The organism is Mesorhizobium sp. M0159, from assembly GCF_040322295.1.
Lineage (GTDB): Bacteria > Pseudomonadota > Alphaproteobacteria > Rhizobiales > Rhizobiaceae > Mesorhizobium.
Map to the genome: position 1 here is coordinate 105,758 of NZ_JAMYTF010000005.1, position 18,331 is coordinate 124,088.

Here is an 18,331-nt window from a genome sequence, read left to right on the forward strand (position 1 = left end):
ATCCCGACATTGGAATAGTGGACAAGCGCTCCAGCAAATGGAGATCCCAATGAGTCCCTTATTCACCCCTGTCCGCGTCGGCCGCTACACTCTGCCTAACCGCCTCGTCATGGCCCCGATGACCCGCAGCCGCGCCGGCTTCGACGGTACGCCGGGCGAGCTGGCCACCGAATATTATTCCCAGCGCGCCGGCGTCGGCCTGATCGTCACCGAAGGCACCCAGCCCTCGGATGACGGCCAGGGCTATCTCACCACCCCCGGCATCTACACGCCCGCCCATGTCGCCGGCTGGCGGAAGATCACTTCTGCCGTGCACGACAAGGGCGGCCACATCTTCATCCAGCTCATGCATGCCGGGCGCATGTCGCATCCCGACAATACGCTGCATCACTGCCAAGGGGTCGCGCCGTCCGCGATAGCGCCGGGGACGGGTATGTTCACCATGACGGGGATGCAGGACATTCCCCCGCCGCGCGCGCTGACGACCGAAGAGGTGCGCCAGACGGTCGCCGATTTCCGCCATGCCGCGCGCTCGGCGGTCGAGGCCGGCGCCGACGGCATCGAGATTCACGGCGCGAACGCCTACCTGGTCCAGCAGTTCTTCGCGCCCAGCGCCAACACGCGCACGGACGAATATGGCGGGTCGATCGAGAACCGAGCGCGCTTCGCCATCGAAGTCGCCACGGCGATCGCCGAGGAGATTGGCGCGGACCGCACCGCGATCCGCCTGTCACCCGGGACGACGATATGGGGGATCGACGAAGGCGCCGAGGGGCCGGACCTCTACCGCTATCTGGTCGCCGAACTCGACAAGCTCGGGCTCGCTTACGTGCACATCATGCACCAGGGCGACGAGGCGCTGCTGGCCGATATCCGCAAGCTCTGGCACCAATCGCTGATCCTCAATCGGCCAAGTCGTCCGCGTGACCAGATCGGCGCCGACGTAGCTTCGGGGCTGGCCGATCAGGAGTCCTACGGCCAGATGGTCCTGGCCAATCCGGACTTTGTGGAACGGTTGAAGACCAATGCGGCGCTGAATGCGGCAGTCCAAGCCACTTTCTATGGTGGCACCGCCCTGGGCTACACCGACTATCCTGCTTTGAGCGCGTAAAGCGAAAGCAAGTAAATCCCCAAGCGACAGCAGCCGAATAAACATTTCTCACCCGATGTGGACTGCATACTTAGAAGTTCTTCTTGAGAGATTTCAAACTATATCGTCCCACAGGAAGGATAAACCCGATGAATGACTTCAAAAGCGCCCCCCGCCGGTCTGAACCGCTTGGCTCCGGCCGGGCCCTACGTCTTCAAGCATATGGCGGCACAGAGAGCTTGAAAGTCGATTGGCTATCCGCCCCAGAGCCTGGTCCCGACCAAGTGCTCGTCCAGGTCAAGGCTGCCGGAGTAAACGGAATCGACTGGAAAATCCGTGAAGGCTACGTCCGCGACAAGTTCAAGTTATCTTTGCCCGCGACGCTTGGCATCGAAATGGCGGGGGTCGTGCTGCGGACCGGCTCCAACGTCGAAGGCGTGAGGGTCGGAGACCGGGTCATGGCCGCGCTGGGTGGCCTGGGCGCTTATGCTGACCACTTGCTGATAAATGCCGAAAAACTTGTCAAGACGCCTGCGGTCCTGTCAGACATTGACGCAGCGGCAGTACCGGTGGCGGCGATGACGGCATGGCAAGTCCTTCAGGTCGCCGATTTCAACCTTCGGGGGCGGCGGGTGTTGATCCACGGCGCGGCTGGCGGGGTGGGCAGCTTCGCTGTCCAGTTCGCCAAGACGGCTGGAGCGACCGTCTATGCTACAGCCTCAACCAAGAGCGTGGCCCATGTCCAAGCCTTGGGCGCTGACGAAGTGATCGATTACCAGAAACAGAACTTCGAGGTTCTTGCGAGCGACATTGACCTTATCGTCGATCTTGTCGGGGGCCAGGTCTTAGACAAATCTTGGTCGGTCCTATCGCCTGGCGGCGTCCTTGCCAGCATCGCTGCAACTGATGTGGTTTCGCGCGCCCCGGCAGGCCGTCATGGCATCTGGTTGTCAGTCAAACCTGACACCGCGCGCCTAGCCACAATCGCTCAAGAGATCGCTGACGGCTCGCTGCGGTCCACGATTGCAGAAGTGGTCGGCTTCGACGATCTGGCATCCGCGATCGAGCGCAATCGCACCGGCCACGCTCCCGGAAAGATAGTCTTAGACCTCACCAGGTGACTGCAGCTCATGGTAATCGTCCCTAAAGGGGGGACCGTCTGCATTCGGCTCATGTTGGGACGGCCGTGAACCACAGTTATGCAGGGCCTTTCCGCTCCGCCGCAAATCTCAAATGCGCGTTTTTTCGCTTTCCCTGACCGGCAGCGCCTTTTCCCTAAAATCGATCGCCCTATTTCGCCTCGACAGGTGGGCGGCTGCTTGCTGGACGAGTCCCTGCGACGAGTACGGCATGTGCTTCGAGGTAACCCCCAATGGACTTCCACGATCGGCACCTATTGCGGTTGCGGGTGAACGGAGAGGACCACAGCCTTTCCGATCTCGATCCCCGCGTCACGCTGCTCGACCTGCTGCGCGAGCGGCTTCATCTGACCGGAACGAAAAAGGGATGCAATTTCGGCGAGTGCGGCGCCTGCACCGTGCACCTCGACGGACGGCGTGTGAATGCCTGCATGATACTTGCCGTGTCCTGCGAGGGACGCGAGGTCACGACGATCGAAGGCCTGGCAAACGACGATGCGCTTCATCCCGTGCAGCAGGCGTTCATCGATCATGATGGTTTCCAGTGCGGATTCTGCACGCCCGGCCAGGTGATGTCGGCGGCGGCGCTGATTGAGGAGGGACATACCGGCTCCGATGCCGAGATCCGCGAATGGATGAGCGGTAATCTGTGTCGCTGCTCGGCCTATCCGCAAATCGTCGAGGCCGTGCGCGCGGCGGCCGGGAGGGTGAGCCAATGACCCCATTCGTCTACGCGCGCGCCGACAGCCTGGGCGAAACGATCGCGGCAGGTGCCGCGCCGGACAGCGCCTTTCTCGCCGGCGGCACCGAATTGCTCAACTGGCTGCGCCTTGGCATTGCCGAGCCGACCCGGATCATCGACATCTCCCGCCTCGACGGGCTGGATCAGATCGAGGCACTGCCCGGCGGCGGCTTGACGATCGGCGCGCTGACGCATCTCAACGATGTCGCGCAGCATGCGCTGGTCATGCGCGACTATCCGGTGTTGAGCCAGGCGATCCTCAACGCCGCATCGCCGCAGCTGAGAAACCTAGCAACGATAGGCGGCAATCTTCTGCAGAAGACGCGCTGTGCCTATTTCCGTGCCGAAGAGCAGTTGCCATGCAACAAGCGTCAGCTCGGCTCCGGCTGCTCGGCATTGCATGGCATCAACGACAATCACGCGATATTCGGCTGGACCGAGGATTGCGTCGCCACCCAGCCATCCGACCCGGCCGTGGCGCTGGCAGCACTTGATGCGGTCATCGTCACCGCGCACCGCAGCGGCGGCCGGCGCATTCCGGCAGCGGAATTCCACCTGCTTCCCGACACGCGGCCCGAGGCAGACAATGTGTTGCAGCAAGGCGAACTGATCACGGCAATCGAGCTGCCGGCGCCGGCGCCGCGATCGGCTTACCTCAAGGTGCGCGAGCGCGAATCCTACGAATACGCCATCGTCTCTGCCGCCGCTGTGCTGGAGATGGACGGCCAAACCATCCGTCGGGCGGCCCTGGCGCTGGGGTCCGTCGCGCTGCGGCCGTGGCGGCTGAGCGCCGCCGAGGAGCAGCTCGCCGGTGCCGAAATCGGCGATCGCGAGGCATTGAGCACCGCTATCGAGCAATCCTTCGCCGAAGCGCGTCCCTTGTCGCAGAACGCCTACAAGATCGAACTGGCCAAGACCGCCGCTTTGCGGGCGATCGAAAGAGCAGCGAGGATGCCGTCATGATGATCAGCCAGCCTGTTGCCCGCCCTGACGGCGGCGTCAAGGTGACCGGCCGCGCCCGCTATGCGGCCGACTATTTTGCCCCCAATCTGCTCTATGCGGTACTCGTGACCGCGCCCGTTCCCGCCGGCCGCGTGACGTCGATCATGGTCGACGACGCGCTCGCCGAGAACGGTGTCGTGCGTGTGCTCACGCATGAGGACATGCCCAAATTCGGCCGGTTCGCATCGCCGAGGGCCGAGCCCGATACGCAGATGCAGCAGGCCGAAGGCCCGCCGGCAGCGCAGAGCTTCATGCCCATGCAGGGCAACGAGATACGTCACGAGGGTCAGCCGCTTGCCATTGTGCTGGGCGAGACGCTGGAGGCAGCGGAGGCCGGTGCCCGCCGCGTCGCATTGCGCTACGAGTTCGCCGAGCCGGAGTTGCCGGCACCCCCCGAGTGGACCGCCATCGACAAGGCTGCTGTCTCGCCGAGGGAGAGCGGCTTCCTGTTCCTGGAGCCGACGTTTACGAAGGGCGAGGTCGACCGCGGGCTTGCTGACGCCGCCGCCACGGTCGAAGCCGTGTATTTGCAGCCGTCGCGCCATCACAACGCCATGGAGCCCTCGGCGACGCTCGCCGAATGGAATGACGGAGAGCTGACGCTGCACGACGCCACGCAACACGTCTACGGTGTCCGCCAGGTGGTTGCCGCCCGCATGAATGTCCCGGCCGAGAAGGTCCGCGTGATTTCCCGCCATACCGGCGGCGGCTTCGGCGGCAAGGGCTGGATCTGGCCGCATCAGGTGCTGGCCGCCGCCGCCGCGCGCATCATGCAGCGCCCGGTCAGGCTGGCGCTCAGCCGCGCCAATGCCTATTCCTGCCTCGGGTATCAGCCGCGCATGGCACAGAAGATCGTGCTGGCGGCGGACAGGTCGGGCAAGCTGACGGCCGTGCAGCAGGACGTGGTCAACCTGACCACCGTGACCGACGATTTCGTCGAGTTCGCCACCGAAGCCTCGAAGGGTCTCTACGCCACGCCGGCCATGCGTCTCAGCCAGCGCGTGGAGCGCGCAAACGTCGCCATGCCGACGCCGCTGCGCGCGCCGGTCGAGGGTCCGGGCACCTGGGCGCTTGAAAGCGCGATGGACGAGCTCGCCCACCGCCTCGGCATCGATCCGCTCGACCTGCGTCTGGTCAACCATGCGGACACGGATCCGGCTACCGGCCAGCCCTGGTCGTCGAAGAAGCTGCGCGAGGCTTATGAGGAAGGCGCCCGCCTGTTCGGCTGGCGCGAGCGCCCGCGCAAGCCGCAACGCGACGGCGACTGGCTGATCGGCTACGGCATGGCAACCTGCAGCATGGGCTGTTTCCGCAACCCGACGCCTGCAGCCGAAGTCAGGTTGCGCCGGGACGGCACGGTGCTCATCCGCACCGGCACCCAGGACATAGGGACCGGAACACTCACCATCTTTCCGCAGATCGCGGCGGACGTGCTGGGCCTGCCGATGGAGAAGGTGAACTTGGAAATGGGCGATACGCAGCTGCCGGAGGCGGGGCCGACCTATGGCTCGTCATCGACCATGGGGGTGGGCGCGGCGGTGCTTGCCGCTGCCGAAGATGCGCGTTCGCAGCTTGCCCGTCTTGCCAATCTGCTGCCGGACGAAGTGGAGATGCAAGACGGCCATATTCGCCGCAGGGGCGCTGCCGGCGGTCAGACGATCGCCGACGTGATGAGTCATACCGACATCGGCGAGATCACCGGCTCGGGCTCGTTCGATCCGGCGCAGCATGGCAAAGGCCTTGCGATGCGCACTTTCGGCGCGATCTTCATGGAGGTCGGCGTCGATCCGGGGCTCGGCCTGCTCAGGCTTCGTCGCGCCGTGGGCAGCTACAGCGCCGGCCGTATCGTCAATCCCCGCACCGCACGCAGCCAGATGACGGGCGGCATCATCTGGGGATGGGGCATGGCGGCAATGGAGCAGAGCAGGCACGAACCAGTGCTTGGGCGGTTCTTGTCGAAGAACCTTTCCGGGGTCGCCATTCCGGTCAACGCCGACATTCCCGGCAATATCATAATCCACTTCGTCGACGAGGTGGACGAGCATGCCAGCCCGATCGGCGGCAAAGGCATCGGCGAACTCGGCGCCACCGGCGTTGCCGCTGCTGTTGCCAATGCCGTCTTCGACGCCACAGGCAAACGAATCCGGGAGTTGCCGATCACGCCGGAAAAACTGCTGTAGAAGGATCGGGCCGCGGAAGCGTCTGCTCGACGAGGTTGCCGTAATAGCGCATCACCGTCGGCACGATCTCGTCGTTGAAAACGTAGCGGTCGCCGTGCAGGCCTTCGCCCGGGCCGACCTCGCCGGCACCGATCCACGCATAACAGCCGCCGGCGTCGCGGATCATGAAAGCGAAATCCTCGCAGCCGAGACTGGGGCTGAACTCGGTCAAGACATTCTCCCGGCCGACGACGGAGGCGGCGGCCTCGACGGCGCGGGCCGTCGCATCCGCCGTATTGATCAGCGGCGGATAGCCCTTCCTGTAGTCGAGCCTGGCCTTGAGCGAATGCGCGGCGGCAATACCTTGTGCGATCTCGCCGATCAGCCTCTCGCAATGGTCGGAAAGGCCGTGCTCGAAGAAGCGGCAAGTGCCTTGCAGCCAGACCTTGCCCGGCACGATGTTGCCGACATTGCCGCCATGGATCTGCGTGATGCTGACGACAAGCGCGCTCTGCGGGTCGACCGAGCGGCTGACGATGCGCTGGACGGCTTGCACGAAGGCGCTGGCGGCCAGGATCGGGTCGTCGCCGAGCTGCGGCATGGCGGCATGAGCGCCAAGACCCTCGAAGGTCAGTTCGAAATTATCGACGGCCGCCATTTGCGGCCCGACGCGGGCGGCGATCGTCCCCAGCCTGATGCCCGGCCAGTTGTGGACCGCATAGACCGCTTCGACCGGAAAGCGCTTGAACAGGCCGTCCTCGATCATGCGCATGCTGCCGCCCTCGTTCTCCTCGGCCGGCTGAAAGATGAAAGTGACGGTGCCGTCGAAGGTGCGCGATTGACTGAGCAGTTTGGCGGCGCCGAGCAGCATGACGGTGTGGCCGTCATGGCCGCAGGCGTGCATTACTCCTTCTTTCCTGGAGGCATAGGCCAAGCCGGTTTTCTCCAGCACCGGAAGCGCGTCGAGCTCGGCGCGAAGGCCGATGGCGCGTGCGCCGCCACCGCTGCGCAGGACACCGACGACGCCGGTGCCGCCGATCCCTTCATGCACCTCGTCGACGCCGAAGGAGCGCAGCTTCTCTGCAACGAAACGCGCCGTTTCGTATTCATTGAATGCGAGCTCCGGATTGGCATGGATATGGCGCCGCCAGCCTACGACCTCTGGTGTCAGCGCGGCGATGGGGTCATTATGCAACATGATGCCTCCTTTCCGCCGACAAAAAGCGGCTTGGTTTGCCAGCCATAGAAGGCCCGGCGAGAGGCGTCTTGAACCGGATTGACCATGGCAAGGACAAACGAAGCGGCAGAGACCGGGAAATACTGGCGCCATCCGTGCTTCCCCGACCTTGGCCTGTTCGAGGCGCGCTTCACCCGGCACCGCTACGACCTGCACACGCATCCGACCTATGTGATCGCCCTGATCACCTCTGGCTGCGAGCGCATTCGCATCGGCCGCAAAGCGTTCTCGCTCCGGCAGGCACCATTGCCGTCGTCAATCCCGAGGAGTGGCATGACGGCGAACGCGGGGCGGATGAAGGCTGGGCCTACCGGACGTTTTATCCTTCGGTGCCGCTGATGACCGCGCTTGCCCGCGAACTCGGCCGCGACGGCGCTCCGGTGTTTTCGCGCGCGACGATCGAAGACAGCAGTCTCGCCGCAGCATTGACGGCAGCACACCAGGGCTCGACATCCCCGGACACAATGACGGCCGAGACGTCCCTGCTCGTGGCGCTGCGACGGCTGATCGTTCGGCATGGCGACTCGAGCGGACAGGCCGAAGAGATCGAAAGCTCCGGATCGCAGCGAAGATTTTCCCTCTACCGCGATCTTGTCGAAAGCGAGCTTGGCTCGCAGCTCGACCTCAAGCGGCTTGCCGGCGCGGCTGGCGTGACCCGGTTCCAGGTCATCCGCGACTTCAACAAGGTAATTAGCCTGACGCCGGCGGCCTATATCCGCGACCGGCGATTGCGCCGGGCGAGCGCGCTGATCGAACAGGGATTTGGCCTCGCCGACGCCGCTATCGCGGCGGATTTCGCCGACCAGAGCCATCTTTCCCGTACCTTCCGGACTATGCATGGCATGACCCCAGGCATGTTCAGAAGAGCGGGATAAGGCGCTCTTGAACAGACAAGCTTGCGCGCCAATGCTTGCTGCGCAATGCTGACGCAGCTCGGGGGGAATCATGCGAAAAATCTTGGGATCGACGCTGCTGCTCGCGGCGGTTCTGCTTGCAAATAACGCCCAGGCGCTGGATGCCAGCGGGACGCCGGTTGTCGTGACCCCGCTTGCCTCCCGCACCGAAACTGCATCCGGCCAGCCGATCACGCTGCCGCAGAAGAACGTCCAGGTCCTGGTCTCGGCCTATCAGATCGCGCCGGGCGCCACCTTGCCGGTCCACAAGCATCCGTTTCCGCGCTATGCCTATGTTGAGGCTGGCACGCTTCAGGTCACCAATGTCGAGACCGGCAAGAGCAACACCTATCAAACAGGTGATTTCATCATCGAGATGATCGGGCAGTGGCATCAGGCGACCAATATCGGCGCCGATCCGGTCAAGCTGCTGGTCATTGACCAGGTCGAAGAGGGCACCAAGAACACGGTGTTGCGCCAGTAACTGCGGTCGTCGGGCACTCCAGCAAGGAACACCGGATTCACTCCGCAGCTTTCACCCGGTCGGCGGCGGCGGCCAGCACCGCGCGATCCCCCTCTTCGTATAAGCGGCGGATGGAGATTGCCTTGACGCGCCAGCCTTCAGGCGTCCGCACCATCCGGTGGAGATAGCTGCCGCCAACCGTCCAGAACCGGGAACCGATCCAATGGGTTGCGCGGACATGGCTGCGTGCAACCGCACCGTTGTCCGCGCCTTCGACAATGATGTTGGTGATGAGGTGCTGGGTGGCGTCGAAGCCCGGCAGCAGCCCTTGCCATTGGGCGATCAGCGCGTCGCGGCCGCTGGTCGTGACCTCGCCGCCGAAGAGGCTGGTATAGTCGGTCGTGACACGGGCCGCGAAATAGGATCTGACCCGGTTCCATTCACGCAGGTCGGCATAGAGGCCGATCCCGGCCACTGCCTCGGTGATTGCGATCCTGTCTTTGACCGTCAGCGCATCTCCCGGCGCGCTCGAGGCGGGCGCCGAGACGGCGGAAATCATCGCAGCGGAAATCGCCGAGACCAGGACATGCCGGCGCGTGACGAGGCTCATTGTCCCGCCTCCCCCGCACTGCCGAGCGTCGCGCGGAAGTGCGCGGCGGCGGCATCGCTCGCCGCCTTCACCGGCGCGGCACGATCGTAGAAATCGAATTGGGTGACATTGTCGAGCCACAGCTCCCGCTTGGAACTGGTCAGCCGCGTGTAGAATTTGTGCGCCCCCTTCGGAATGGCAGCCGCCTCGCTGTGCACCATCAAAAAAGGCTGGTGCAGGCGCGGAGCAGCCTGGATGGCGTCGAACGTCAGCCAGCCGCGCCAGAACGCCGGATCGGCCTCGTTGCGCCACGCCGGGATCATGCCGCGATCGGGTTCGGTGTAGTAAGGCACCTTGAACATGATCGCGCGCTCGTCGGTCAGGCTCGCGGCCGGCAAGAACGCTTGCTTGCCGGTGCGGCGATACTCAGCCTTGGCCGCATCGCCCACGGCCTCAAGCCTGAAGACGCCATTCCGGCCGCCATAGGTCTGCTCGACCACTTCGGCATCCTGCAACCAGGGCGCAACGAGGGCGACCGACTTGATCGCGGCGTTTCCTGCCGCAGCGGTGACCATATAGCCGGAGCTGGCGCAGATGCCGAGCCCGCCGATGCGGTCTTTGTCGGTCTCGGGCCGGCTCGCGAGATAGGCGACGGCCGCTTCGATGTCAGCGATCTTGGCGCTAGGGTCCTCGTACTGGCGGCGCATGCCGCCGCTTTCGCCCCAGCCGCGAAAATCGAAGGTCAAGGCGACGAAGCCACGATCGGCCATCTCGCGGGCGTAGCGGCCCGGCATCTGTTCCTTCACCGTCATCCAGGCGCCGGTCACGACCAGCGCCGGCCGAGGTTTTGCCGCGTCCAGATCCTCTGGCAGATAGAGCTCGCCGACAAGCTGCTCACCATGCGAGGAGAATGTGACGCGCTCGACGCGCGGTGCGGCGACGGCATTGGAGGCGGCGAGCGCGGCGGTGGTTGCTACGGCAAGTGTCAGGGTTTTAAACATCGCAAGTCTCCTTTGGCTTGGAGTGAGAAGCGCTGCGCGTTGCGAGAAAGACCGCCGTCTCAGCGCTCGCCAGCCAGTCGGCCGGGCAGCGGCTTCAGCGGGTAATGCGCCCAGTAGAAGGTGTCCGACTGGTACATGTCGGTCAAAAAATTCTGTGCCTCGGCGATCTTGCCGTCCTTGATGCGGAACATCAGCGCGTAGAACTGGTCGATCTCGGGACCTGAGCCGACATTCGACCAGCCGCGATGGACGTCGACAACGACGTCGCCTTGCGCCTGGAAGAAGATCGGCTCGGCCTTGAACTTGCCATCGGCCAGGCCGCGGAAGAAGGCGACCACCTCGTCCGGCCCGCGCTTGTCGCCGGCGAGCGGATGATGGCCGGGAATACGCCACACGACGTTGGGCGCGAGGAAGGGCCGCATGGCCTCGGGATTGCCGGTCGCGTAAGCTGCGTAATAGTCTTTGATGAGCTGGATATTGCGGTCTTCCAGTGGCCCGCTGTGCGCCGGGGCGGCAGACACCGCCAGAAGAGTGCCGGCGGCGAGTAAAGCAAGCCTGGTCATCGATCCTGTTTCCTTGTCTTTTCGAGCCGTTCCCGAGGCCGGTTCGTCGGACCCAACATGACGCCTTTTGTTCGCCGGAAAAACCAGTAGAGTTCGACAGGGCTATTTGGAAAATCCTTACAATGCGCCTCGACCAATTCAGCGGCATCGTCGCCTTCGTCAAGGTTGCGGAGGCCAAAAGCTTCACCCGCGCCGCCGCTGAGCTCGGCGTCGCTCCGGCCTCGTTGAGCGAGGCGGTCAAGGGGCTCGAGGAGCGCCTGGGGGTGCGGCTGCTCAACCGCACGACCCGCAGCGTTGGCTTGACCGAAGCTGGCGCCCACTACCTCGACCATGTGCGCCCGGCAGCCGAAGACATCTGGGCGGCTGGTGCGGCTCTGCGCGAGAGCCGCGATCGTCCCGCCGGCACGCTGCGCCTCAGCTTGCCCTGGATCGCCGCGCCGCTGCTGATAGAGCCATTGATGCGGCCGTTCATGGATGCTTATCCCGAAGTGCGGCTTAGTCTGATTTTCGACGACAGCTTCGTCGACATCGCCGCCGACGGCTTCGATGCCGGCCTGCGCATCGGCGAGCTTCTCGAGAGAGATATGATCGGCGCGCGCCTGGGCGGGCCCCTGCAGATGGTCGTGGTGGGCAGCCCCGATTATCTGGCGCGCAACGGCACACCGAAACGGCCGGCAGACCTCGCCGCCCATCGCTGCATCGCATTCGCCCTCACCCGCACCAGCACGATTTCACCCTGGGAGTTCATCGTGGAGGGACGCGAAGTCGCATTCACGCCGGACGCATGTCTGGTCGTGAACACGCTTCCGCTGTGCATTACCGCCGCCGCGCAAGGGCTTGGCCTCGCCTTCGCCGTCGAGGGCCTCGCCGCGCCGCTTCTCGCCTCAGGCGCGCTGGTCAAGGTGCTGGAACCTTTCTGTCCAGCTTACGAGCCGCTCCACCTCTATTATCCGAGCCGCCGCCTGGTACCGCCGAAGCTGCGGGCCTTCATCGACTTCGTCCGCGCGAACGCTCACGAGTTGCGGATCTGACGTGCCGTTGCGAAAAAGGGAGCCCCGTTCAGCCCCAGGCGCCGACCATCTGCCTGGTGGTTGCGTTGAGCCGGTTGAATGCGTTGATCAGGGCAATCTGGACGACCAGGGCGGCAAGCGCCTTTTCGTCATAGTGCCGGGCGGCTTCATCCCAGACCGCATCCGTTACCGCGTCTGGCCGGTCGGCCAACCGGGTTGCCGCCTCGGTCAGTGCCAGCGCGGCGCGTTCGGCGTCGGTGAAGTAGGGTGTCTCCCGCCATGCGGACACGGTGAAGACGCGCTCGTCCTTTTCGCCGGCCTTCTTCAATTCGCGCGCATGCATGTCGACGCAGAGGCTGCATCCGTTGATCTGGCTGGCGCGTAAATGGACGAGCTTGCGCGTCACATAGGACAGGTCGGCAGTCTCTGTCGACTTGTCCAGCGCGAGCAGCGCCTGCAAGGCGCCGGGAATGAGCATCACCGGGTTTTTCAATCGTGCTTGCATAGTGGTCTCCTTCGGGCGTGTTTTTTTCAAGCCCGGACGACGAACATCCGGGGTCTCGATATGTCTTGGTTCTGTCAGTTCGCCGGCCGCCGCGTTGCGGCAAGGCGAGCGCCGGGATCTTCAGCTTTGCGAGGCAGTCACCCGCTCAAGCCGCTCGAGAATGCGCGGCCAACCGCTTCCCATGCCGATATAGCCGCGCTCGTCCTCGGACCGGAACCCGGAATGCTCCATGCGCACCCGCGTCGCTGTACCTTCGGGCGTCAACGACCATGTCACCACGGTCTTCAGACCGCTGTCGGATTCGGTGCCGTCGCCCCATCTGTAGGCTAGCAGGCGTGGCGGCTCGATCTTCAGCACCTCGCAGTTCGTCACGCCGGACCAGCCAGGCACCGGCGTCGCGCGAAAGGTAAAGCGATGGCCTTGCTCAGGCGCAAAGTCGTTCTCCATCAGCCATTCGGCAACTAGATGCGGCACGGTCAGTGCGCGCCATATCTTTTCAGCCGCATGCGGGATCAGACGCTCGACGACAATGGATTTGGTTTCGATTGTGGTTGCTTCAGTCATGACTTCGGACCCGTTGTTTGCGGTTTGGCTGGGCTATCAACAACGCGCTCTCCATGAGAACCAATAACCCACCAGCTATGAGTTACGTATAACGCTTAAGTTATGAATGTGTCAAGCGGCGGAATGGCAGGCGCGCCCGCAAGCACATTGAGCCAACACTTCCGGCTTTCATCGCACCATGCCCGATGCTACCGCTGGCCAGCTGAAATCATCGACGGATCGCCCATGACCGAGACCGAACGTCCTCGCCTCCCGCTGATCGAGATCTGCGTCGAAGGCATAGACGGCCTGCTGGCCGCGCAAGCCGCAGGCGCCGACCGTGTCGAGCTCTGTGCCAGCCTGATCGAAGGCGGCATCACACCGAGCTTCGGCACGGTGCGCACGGCGCTCGAGCTGGCGACGATCCCGTTCCACGTCATCGTGCGGCCGCGCGGCGGCGATTTTCTCTATAGCGAAGCCGAATATCGTTCGATGCTCGCCGATATCGGCGCGCTTGCCGAGCTCGGCGTCGCCGGTGTCGTCGTCGGTTGCCTCGCTGCCGACGGCACGATCGACGAACAGCGCATGAGCGAACTGGCGCAGGCAGCGGGAAGCTTGAACGTCACCTGCCACCGCGCCTTCGACATGACCCGCGACCCGACCGAGGCGCTGGAGACGCTGATCCGCTGCAAGGTCGGCCGCGTGCTGACCAGCGGCCAGCGCGACACGGCACTGGAAGGCGCTGACCTGCTCGCCGATCTTGTCAGGCAGGCCGGCGACCGCATCATCATCCTCGGCTGCGGCGGGCTTGATCCCGAGAACATCAGAAAGGTGCGGAGGAAAACCGGGTTGAGCGAAATGCACTTCGCCGCGCTCAAGGACGTGCCGAGTGCCATGCGCTACCGCAACCCGGGGGTCGGCATGGGCGGCACCGACCTCGACCGCGAATACCGCAACACCGTGACCGACGAGGCGCTGGTGGCGGCGACCATCGCCGCTGCCCGGGCATGATCCTGGAAGATCGAACAACATGATCGAAGTGCGTTTGCCGATCGAACGGGTTTCGCCGCAGGATGAGCCCGCCATCCTCGCGCTCAACAACGAGCACGCTGCGGAATTATCATGGCTCGAACCTGAGCGCCTGTCCTTCCTGCTCGGCGAAGCGTTTTACGCGCGCCGTATCGGTGCGCTCCAGGCCTTCATCATGACCTTCGACCAGCACGCGAGCTACGACAGCCCGAACTTCCTGTGGTTTCGCCAGCGCTTCCCGCGGTTCGTCTATGTCGATCGCGTCGTGGTCGCCGCCGCAGCGCGCGGGCGCGGCCATGCCCGCCGGCTGTACGAGGATCTGTTCGAGCAGGCGTCACGCGCGGGCCAGGCGATCGTCACCTGCGAAGTCAATGCCGAGCCACCCAATCCGGCTTCGGACGCCTTCCATGCCGCAATCGGCTTTGCGGAAGTGGGCGACGCGGTAATCCACGGCGGCAGGAAAGCCGTGCGGTATTATGCAAGACGGATCGCCGGCTGAACGGCGGGCGCCGTTCGCCCTACCAATTGCGGTTCAGCCAGGAGCGGGCCGGCTTTTCGATGATGTAGTAGCTGCACAGCGCGCAAGCGAACGCCGCCGCCAGCATCAACCACGGCGAACTGCCTTTTATGTCGACGAATTGATAAAAAGGCTGCTGCCAAAGATAGAGCGAATACGACCACAGCCCCAGCATCGTCATCGGCAGGGACGATAGAAACCCGGTCAGATACCGGCTGCTGAAGTCGAGCGAATTGACGGCGAGCGCCAGCAGCGGCACCGCGAGCAGATAGTGGATCGGGGTTGGCACGGCAGCCATGAAAAGGAGCACAGCCACTACTGAGGCCGCCAGGGCGACATGCGGCCCCTTGAGCAGCGCCGGCAGCCTGTCGTCGGCCTTGAGCAGGCATATCACCGCCGACAGCAGGATCGAGGCGATGTGCACGTCGGTGCGCCAATAGGTGCCCTCGTAGCCTATTGCGAGCACCCAGTAGGAGATGGCGCCGTTTGCCATGGCCAGCACCGACAATGCACCGAGCAACATGATGACCCGGGACCGCCCCGAGACGACGACGCTGATCAGCGCCAGGATGATATAGGCGTGCTCTTCGACGCAGAGCGACCAGATATGGTCGAGCGCGCCGGCGCGGGTGACGAGAATTCCGGCATAGTTGTAGGTGAACGTCAGCGCCGTCAGCGCCGCCTTCGACTTGAAGGCGATGAATGTGCCGGACAAGGCAACCATCGCGGCGACGACAAAAATCAGCAGTGCCGGGTAGATGCGGGAGAACCGGCGCTTGAAGAATTTCTTCAGCGGATAGTATTCGACAAACAGGATCTCGGCCATCAGCCGGCCGCTGAGCACGAAGAAGAATTCGACGCCCAGGACGCCGAGATTGATGCCGGGAACGGGGAAGAAATGGCCGATCAGCACCAGCGCGATCGACAGGCCGCGCCAGCCGTCGAGATAGGCAAGCCTGGTTCTTGCCGAGCTATCGGCCACAGGCCTGGACACGACAAGACGCGTCGCGGAGATGTCCGTCATGCCGGTCCCTTTATTGAACCTGCGAAAGGTGGGCTGGAGGCCGCATTCCTCCAGCTATATTGCAGCGCACCAGAGCTTTGTGCAAGTGCGAGATAACGACACGCCCGAAGTAGGGGGACGGACCGAAAGGGGCTGTCATGTCCGTTCCCCGAAACCAACGGTCGACAGTCTCAGGCGTTGGCGGCAGGCGCTTCGCGCCGTGGCCGGCTTGTTCCCAAATAGTACATTGCCATCTTGGCCGGCAGAGCAAAATGTACCGGCGATTTCCGCGACGCAACGCGGCAGGCCTAGCCTTTGCGCGATGCAATGCCTTGCCCGACCGGCCAAATCGGTCGAATGTGCCAGCGACATATCCACTGAACAGAGACAGTGCATGACCGGCTTCGTCCTTCCCTTGCCCGCAACCCCGTCGGTGGCCGTGGCCGGCTCGCCGGAGCGTTTTGCGGTGCGCCGGATCTTCTGCGTCGGCCGCAACTACGCCGCTCATGCCCGCGAGCTCGGCAATGACGAGCGCGACCCTCCCTTCTTCTTCACCAAACCAGGCGACGCAGTGGTCGACGCGGCAGTCGGTTCGGGCACCACGATCCCCTACCCGCCGCTGACCCAAAACCTGCATCACGAAATCGAGCTGGTCGTCGCGATCGGCAGAGCCGGCTTTCGCATACCGCGCGAGCGGGCGCTGGACCATGTCTGGGGCTACGGCGTCGGCGTCGACCTGACTCGCCGCGACCTTCAGGACGAGGCGAAAAAGGCGGCAAGGCCGTGGGACTGGTCGAAAGCCTTCGACCGTTCAGCGCCCTGCGGCCCGCTGGTTCCGGCGCAAAAATCCGGTCATCCCGACAAGGGCTGCATCTGGCTCGCGGTCGACGGCGAGATCAGGCAGGACGGCGACCTTGCCGAACTGATCTGGCCGGTTCCCGACATCGTCTCGATTTGCAGCGAGGCGGTAGAACTCCGGCCCGGCGACCTGATCTTCACCGGCACGCCCGCCGGTGTCGGCGCGGTCGGGCCGGGCGAAAAGATCACCGGTGGCGTCGACGGCATCGGCGAAATCGAACTGACCATCGGCCAACCGAGTTCATGAACCGATGAGCGACATCGTCCTCCATAACTACTACCGCTCCTCGACCTCTTACCGGGTGCGGATCGCGCTGGAGATGAAGGGCCTGTCCTACGACTACGTGCCGCATCATTTGCGCCACGGCGAGCATCTCGAACCCGCCTACCTCGCGGTCAATCCGCAAGGGCTGGTGCCGGCACTGGTCCTGGACGACGGCACGCTGCTGACGCAATCGCTGGCGATCATCGAATATTTCGACGAGACCACGCCTGAGCCGCCGCTGCTGCCCAAGGATGCGCCTGGCCGCGCCCGCGTCAGGATGCTGGCGCAGATGATCGCCTGCGACATCCATCCGGTGAACAATCTGCGCGTGCTGACCTCGCTGCGCACACTGTTCGGCGCCGGCGACCAGGATGTCGTCAACTGGTTCCGGCACTGGGTCAACGAAGGCTTCCAGCCGCTTGAAAAGATTCTGGCTTCCTCGCCCGAGACCAAGACATTCTGCCATGGCGACACGCCGGGGCTGGCCGACATCTGTCTGGTCGCACAGGTCACCAGCAATGCCCGTTTCGGCGTCGACATGACGCCTTACCCGACGATCTCGCGCATCAATGTCGCCTGCATGGCGCTGCCGGCGTTCCAGAAGGCCGCGCCTGAGAACCAGATCGATGCCGAATAGACCGCAAATCGCATGAAGTCATGAGGAACAGCCGATGAAAGCCGTCGTCTTCGAAAAATTCGGCGAGGCGCCGACGATCCAGACCGTGCCGGATCCGACGCCGGCGCCGGAAGGCATCGTCATCAAGGTTGAGGCCACCGGCCTCTGCCGCAGCGACTGGCATGGCTGGATGGGGCACGACGACGGTATCCGCCTGCCGCATGTGCCCGGCCACGAGCTTGCCGGCGTCGTCGCCGCGGTGGGCAAGCAGGTGACCCGCTGGAAGACCGGTGAGCGTGTCACTGTGCCTTTCGCCGTCGGCTGCGGCCGCTGTTTCGAATGCACCTCGGGCAACCACCAGGTCTGCGAGCACCAGTTCCAGCCAGGCTTCAGCGCCTGGGGGTCGTTCGCCGAATATGTCGCCATCGACCATGCCGACACCAATCTCGTGCGCTTGACCGACGAGATGGAATTCGCCACCGCCGCCAGCCTCGGCTGCCGCTTCGTCACCTCGTTCCGCGCCATCGTCGATCAGGGCCGCGTGACCCCCGGCGAATGGGTTGCCGTGCATGGCTGCGGCGGCGTCGGCCTGTCGGCGATCATGATCGCCAGCGCCATGGGCGCCAATGTCGTCGCCATCGACCTCACCGACGAGAAGCTGGACTTTGCCAAAAAGATCGGCGCGGTGGCGACGATCAACGCGGCAAAGACGCCGAACGTGGTCAAGGCGGTCAAGCAGATCACCAATGGCGGCGCGCACATGTCGATGGACGCGCTCGGCCACCCCAGTACCTCGTTCAACTCGATCGCAAACCTGCGCCGCCGCGGCCGCCACGTGCAGGTCGGCCTGATGCTCGGCGACCATGCCAGGCCGCAGATACCGATGGACAAGGTGATCGCATTCGAGCTCGAAATCCGCGGCAGCCACGGCATGCAGGCCTTCCGCTACCAGGCGATGATGGAGATGATCCGCACCGGCAAGCTGAAACCCGAACTGCTGGTCGGCAAGAAGATCAGCCTCGAAGAGGCGCCGGCCGCATTGATGGCGATGGGCGGCTTCGAAGGCATAGGCATCGGCGTGGTGACCAGATTCTAGATCACGCCCTG

At 64.1% G+C, this 18,331-nt stretch carries 20 protein-coding genes and 1 pseudogene; 14 read left to right on the forward strand and 7 right to left on the reverse strand.

All coding sequences use genetic code 11. The features are described 5' to 3' along the window. Window positions 1-37 precede the first annotated feature (37 nt). From NKJ32_RS07210 to NKJ32_RS07230, 5 genes are all read left to right on the forward strand, one after another. On the forward strand, window positions 38-1,111 hold the full coding sequence (locus NKJ32_RS07210) for an alkene reductase (RefSeq protein WP_352568871.1): 1,074 nt from the start codon (window positions 38-40) through the stop codon (window positions 1,109-1,111). Window positions 1,112-1,239: 128 nt separating this feature from the next. Next, window positions 1,240-2,211, forward strand: a complete 972-nt coding sequence (locus NKJ32_RS07215) for an NADP-dependent oxidoreductase (RefSeq protein ID WP_352568872.1) — start codon at window positions 1,240-1,242, stop codon at window positions 2,209-2,211. 251 nt (window positions 2,212-2,462) lie between these two features. Then, window positions 2,463-2,948: a (2Fe-2S)-binding protein gene (locus NKJ32_RS07220; protein WP_352568873.1), complete on the forward strand. Its 486-nt coding sequence runs from the start codon at window positions 2,463-2,465 to the stop codon at window positions 2,946-2,948. Continuing rightward, window positions 2,945-3,934, forward strand: coding sequence for an FAD binding domain-containing protein (locus NKJ32_RS07225; RefSeq protein WP_352568874.1), 990 nt, complete (start codon window positions 2,945-2,947; stop codon window positions 3,932-3,934). Before NKJ32_RS07220 ends, NKJ32_RS07225 begins: the two co-directional genes overlap by 4 nt. Then, window positions 3,931-6,153 carry a xanthine dehydrogenase family protein molybdopterin-binding subunit gene (locus NKJ32_RS07230; protein ID WP_352568875.1) on the forward strand — a complete coding sequence of 741 codons (2,223 nt, stop codon included), beginning with the start codon at window positions 3,931-3,933 and terminating at the stop codon, window positions 6,151-6,153. Before NKJ32_RS07225 ends, NKJ32_RS07230 begins: the two co-directional genes overlap by 4 nt. Here the strand turns inward: NKJ32_RS07230 and NKJ32_RS07235 are convergent. Continuing rightward, the gene (locus NKJ32_RS07235; protein WP_352568876.1) at window positions 6,131-7,330 is read right to left on the reverse strand and encodes an amidohydrolase; all 1,200 of its coding nucleotides are present in this window, start codon (window positions 7,328-7,330) and stop codon (window positions 6,131-6,133) included. The two genes, NKJ32_RS07230 and NKJ32_RS07235, sit on opposite strands and share 23 nt — an antisense overlap. A gap of 84 nt (window positions 7,331-7,414) precedes the next feature. On the opposite strand from NKJ32_RS07235, the pseudogene NKJ32_RS07240 reads away from it, so the two are divergent. The 3 genes and pseudogenes from NKJ32_RS07240 to NKJ32_RS07250 form a co-directional block, all read left to right on the forward strand. Continuing rightward, window positions 7,415-7,788 (forward strand): annotated as a pseudogene (locus tag NKJ32_RS07240) (AraC family ligand binding domain-containing protein); the annotation flags it as partial. Window positions 7,789-7,833: 45 nt separating this feature from the next. Next, the gene (locus NKJ32_RS07245; RefSeq protein ID WP_352827292.1) at window positions 7,834-8,244 is read left to right on the forward strand and encodes a helix-turn-helix domain-containing protein; all 411 of its coding nucleotides are present in this window, start codon (window positions 7,834-7,836) and stop codon (window positions 8,242-8,244) included. Window positions 8,245-8,314: 70 nt separating this feature from the next. Then, window positions 8,315-8,746 (forward strand): cupin domain-containing protein, encoded by a 432-nt coding sequence (locus tag NKJ32_RS07250; protein ID WP_352568878.1) that lies wholly within the window; start codon window positions 8,315-8,317, stop codon window positions 8,744-8,746. A gap of 37 nt (window positions 8,747-8,783) precedes the next feature. Here NKJ32_RS07250 and NKJ32_RS07255 read toward each other — a convergent pair whose 3' ends face one another. From NKJ32_RS07255 to NKJ32_RS07265, 3 genes are read right to left on the reverse strand one after another with little or no spacing between them, the layout of a single operon-like run. Next, the gene (locus NKJ32_RS07255) at window positions 8,784-9,335 is read right to left on the reverse strand and encodes a nuclear transport factor 2 family protein (protein ID WP_352568879.1); all 552 of its coding nucleotides are present in this window, start codon (window positions 9,333-9,335) and stop codon (window positions 8,784-8,786) included. After that, window positions 9,332-10,315: an alpha/beta hydrolase gene (locus NKJ32_RS07260; RefSeq protein WP_352568880.1), complete on the reverse strand. Its 984-nt coding sequence runs from the start codon at window positions 10,313-10,315 to the stop codon at window positions 9,332-9,334. The genes NKJ32_RS07255 and NKJ32_RS07260 overlap by 4 nt, the downstream gene beginning before the upstream one ends. Before the next feature lie 59 nt (window positions 10,316-10,374). Beyond that, window positions 10,375-10,878 carry a nuclear transport factor 2 family protein gene (locus NKJ32_RS07265; RefSeq protein ID WP_352568881.1) on the reverse strand — a complete coding sequence of 168 codons (504 nt, stop codon included), beginning with the start codon at window positions 10,876-10,878 and terminating at the stop codon, window positions 10,375-10,377. 122 nt (window positions 10,879-11,000) lie between these two features. Between NKJ32_RS07265 and NKJ32_RS07270 the strand changes: the two genes are divergently transcribed. Then, window positions 11,001-11,909 (forward strand): LysR family transcriptional regulator, encoded by a 909-nt coding sequence (locus tag NKJ32_RS07270; RefSeq protein ID WP_352568882.1) that lies wholly within the window; start codon window positions 11,001-11,003, stop codon window positions 11,907-11,909. A gap of 28 nt (window positions 11,910-11,937) precedes the next feature. Here the strand turns inward: NKJ32_RS07270 and NKJ32_RS07275 are convergent, their stop codons facing one another. Both NKJ32_RS07275 and NKJ32_RS07280 read right to left on the reverse strand, forming a co-directional pair. Continuing rightward, a complete protein-coding gene (locus NKJ32_RS07275) occupies window positions 11,938-12,393 on the reverse strand; it encodes a carboxymuconolactone decarboxylase family protein (protein ID WP_352568883.1) in 456 nt (151 codons plus the stop codon). A gap of 120 nt (window positions 12,394-12,513) precedes the next feature. Next, a complete protein-coding gene (locus NKJ32_RS07280; RefSeq protein ID WP_352454545.1) occupies window positions 12,514-12,957 on the reverse strand; it encodes an SRPBCC family protein in 444 nt (147 codons plus the stop codon). Window positions 12,958-13,182: 225 nt separating this feature from the next. On the opposite strand from NKJ32_RS07280, the gene NKJ32_RS07285 reads away from it, so the two are divergent. Then, window positions 13,183-13,947 carry a copper homeostasis protein CutC gene (locus tag NKJ32_RS07285; protein ID WP_352568884.1) on the forward strand — a complete coding sequence of 255 codons (765 nt, stop codon included), beginning with the start codon at window positions 13,183-13,185 and terminating at the stop codon, window positions 13,945-13,947. 19 nt (window positions 13,948-13,966) lie between these two features. Beyond that, complete coding sequence (locus tag NKJ32_RS07290) at window positions 13,967-14,464, forward strand: GNAT family N-acetyltransferase (protein ID WP_352568885.1); 498 nt, start codon at window positions 13,967-13,969, stop codon at window positions 14,462-14,464. Window positions 14,465-14,483: 19 nt separating this feature from the next. On the opposite strand, the gene NKJ32_RS07295 is transcribed toward NKJ32_RS07290, so the two are convergent. Further along, the gene (locus tag NKJ32_RS07295; protein ID WP_352568886.1) at window positions 14,484-15,506 is read right to left on the reverse strand and encodes an acyltransferase family protein; all 1,023 of its coding nucleotides are present in this window, start codon (window positions 15,504-15,506) and stop codon (window positions 14,484-14,486) included. A gap of 373 nt (window positions 15,507-15,879) precedes the next feature. On the opposite strand from NKJ32_RS07295, the gene NKJ32_RS07300 reads away from it, so the two are divergent. From NKJ32_RS07300 to NKJ32_RS07310, 3 genes are read left to right on the forward strand one after another with little or no spacing between them, the layout of a single operon-like run. Further along, window positions 15,880-16,590 carry a fumarylacetoacetate hydrolase family protein gene (locus NKJ32_RS07300; RefSeq protein ID WP_352754836.1) on the forward strand — a complete coding sequence of 237 codons (711 nt, stop codon included), beginning with the start codon at window positions 15,880-15,882 and terminating at the stop codon, window positions 16,588-16,590. A gap of 4 nt (window positions 16,591-16,594) precedes the next feature. Then, window positions 16,595-17,245: a maleylacetoacetate isomerase gene (gene maiA, locus NKJ32_RS07305; RefSeq protein WP_352454549.1), complete on the forward strand. Its 651-nt coding sequence runs from the start codon at window positions 16,595-16,597 to the stop codon at window positions 17,243-17,245. Between the two features lie 34 nt (window positions 17,246-17,279). Beyond that, the gene (locus NKJ32_RS07310; RefSeq protein WP_352827198.1) at window positions 17,280-18,320 is read left to right on the forward strand and encodes a zinc-dependent alcohol dehydrogenase family protein; all 1,041 of its coding nucleotides are present in this window, start codon (window positions 17,280-17,282) and stop codon (window positions 18,318-18,320) included. The last annotated feature ends 11 nt before the right edge of the window (window positions 18,321-18,331 follow it).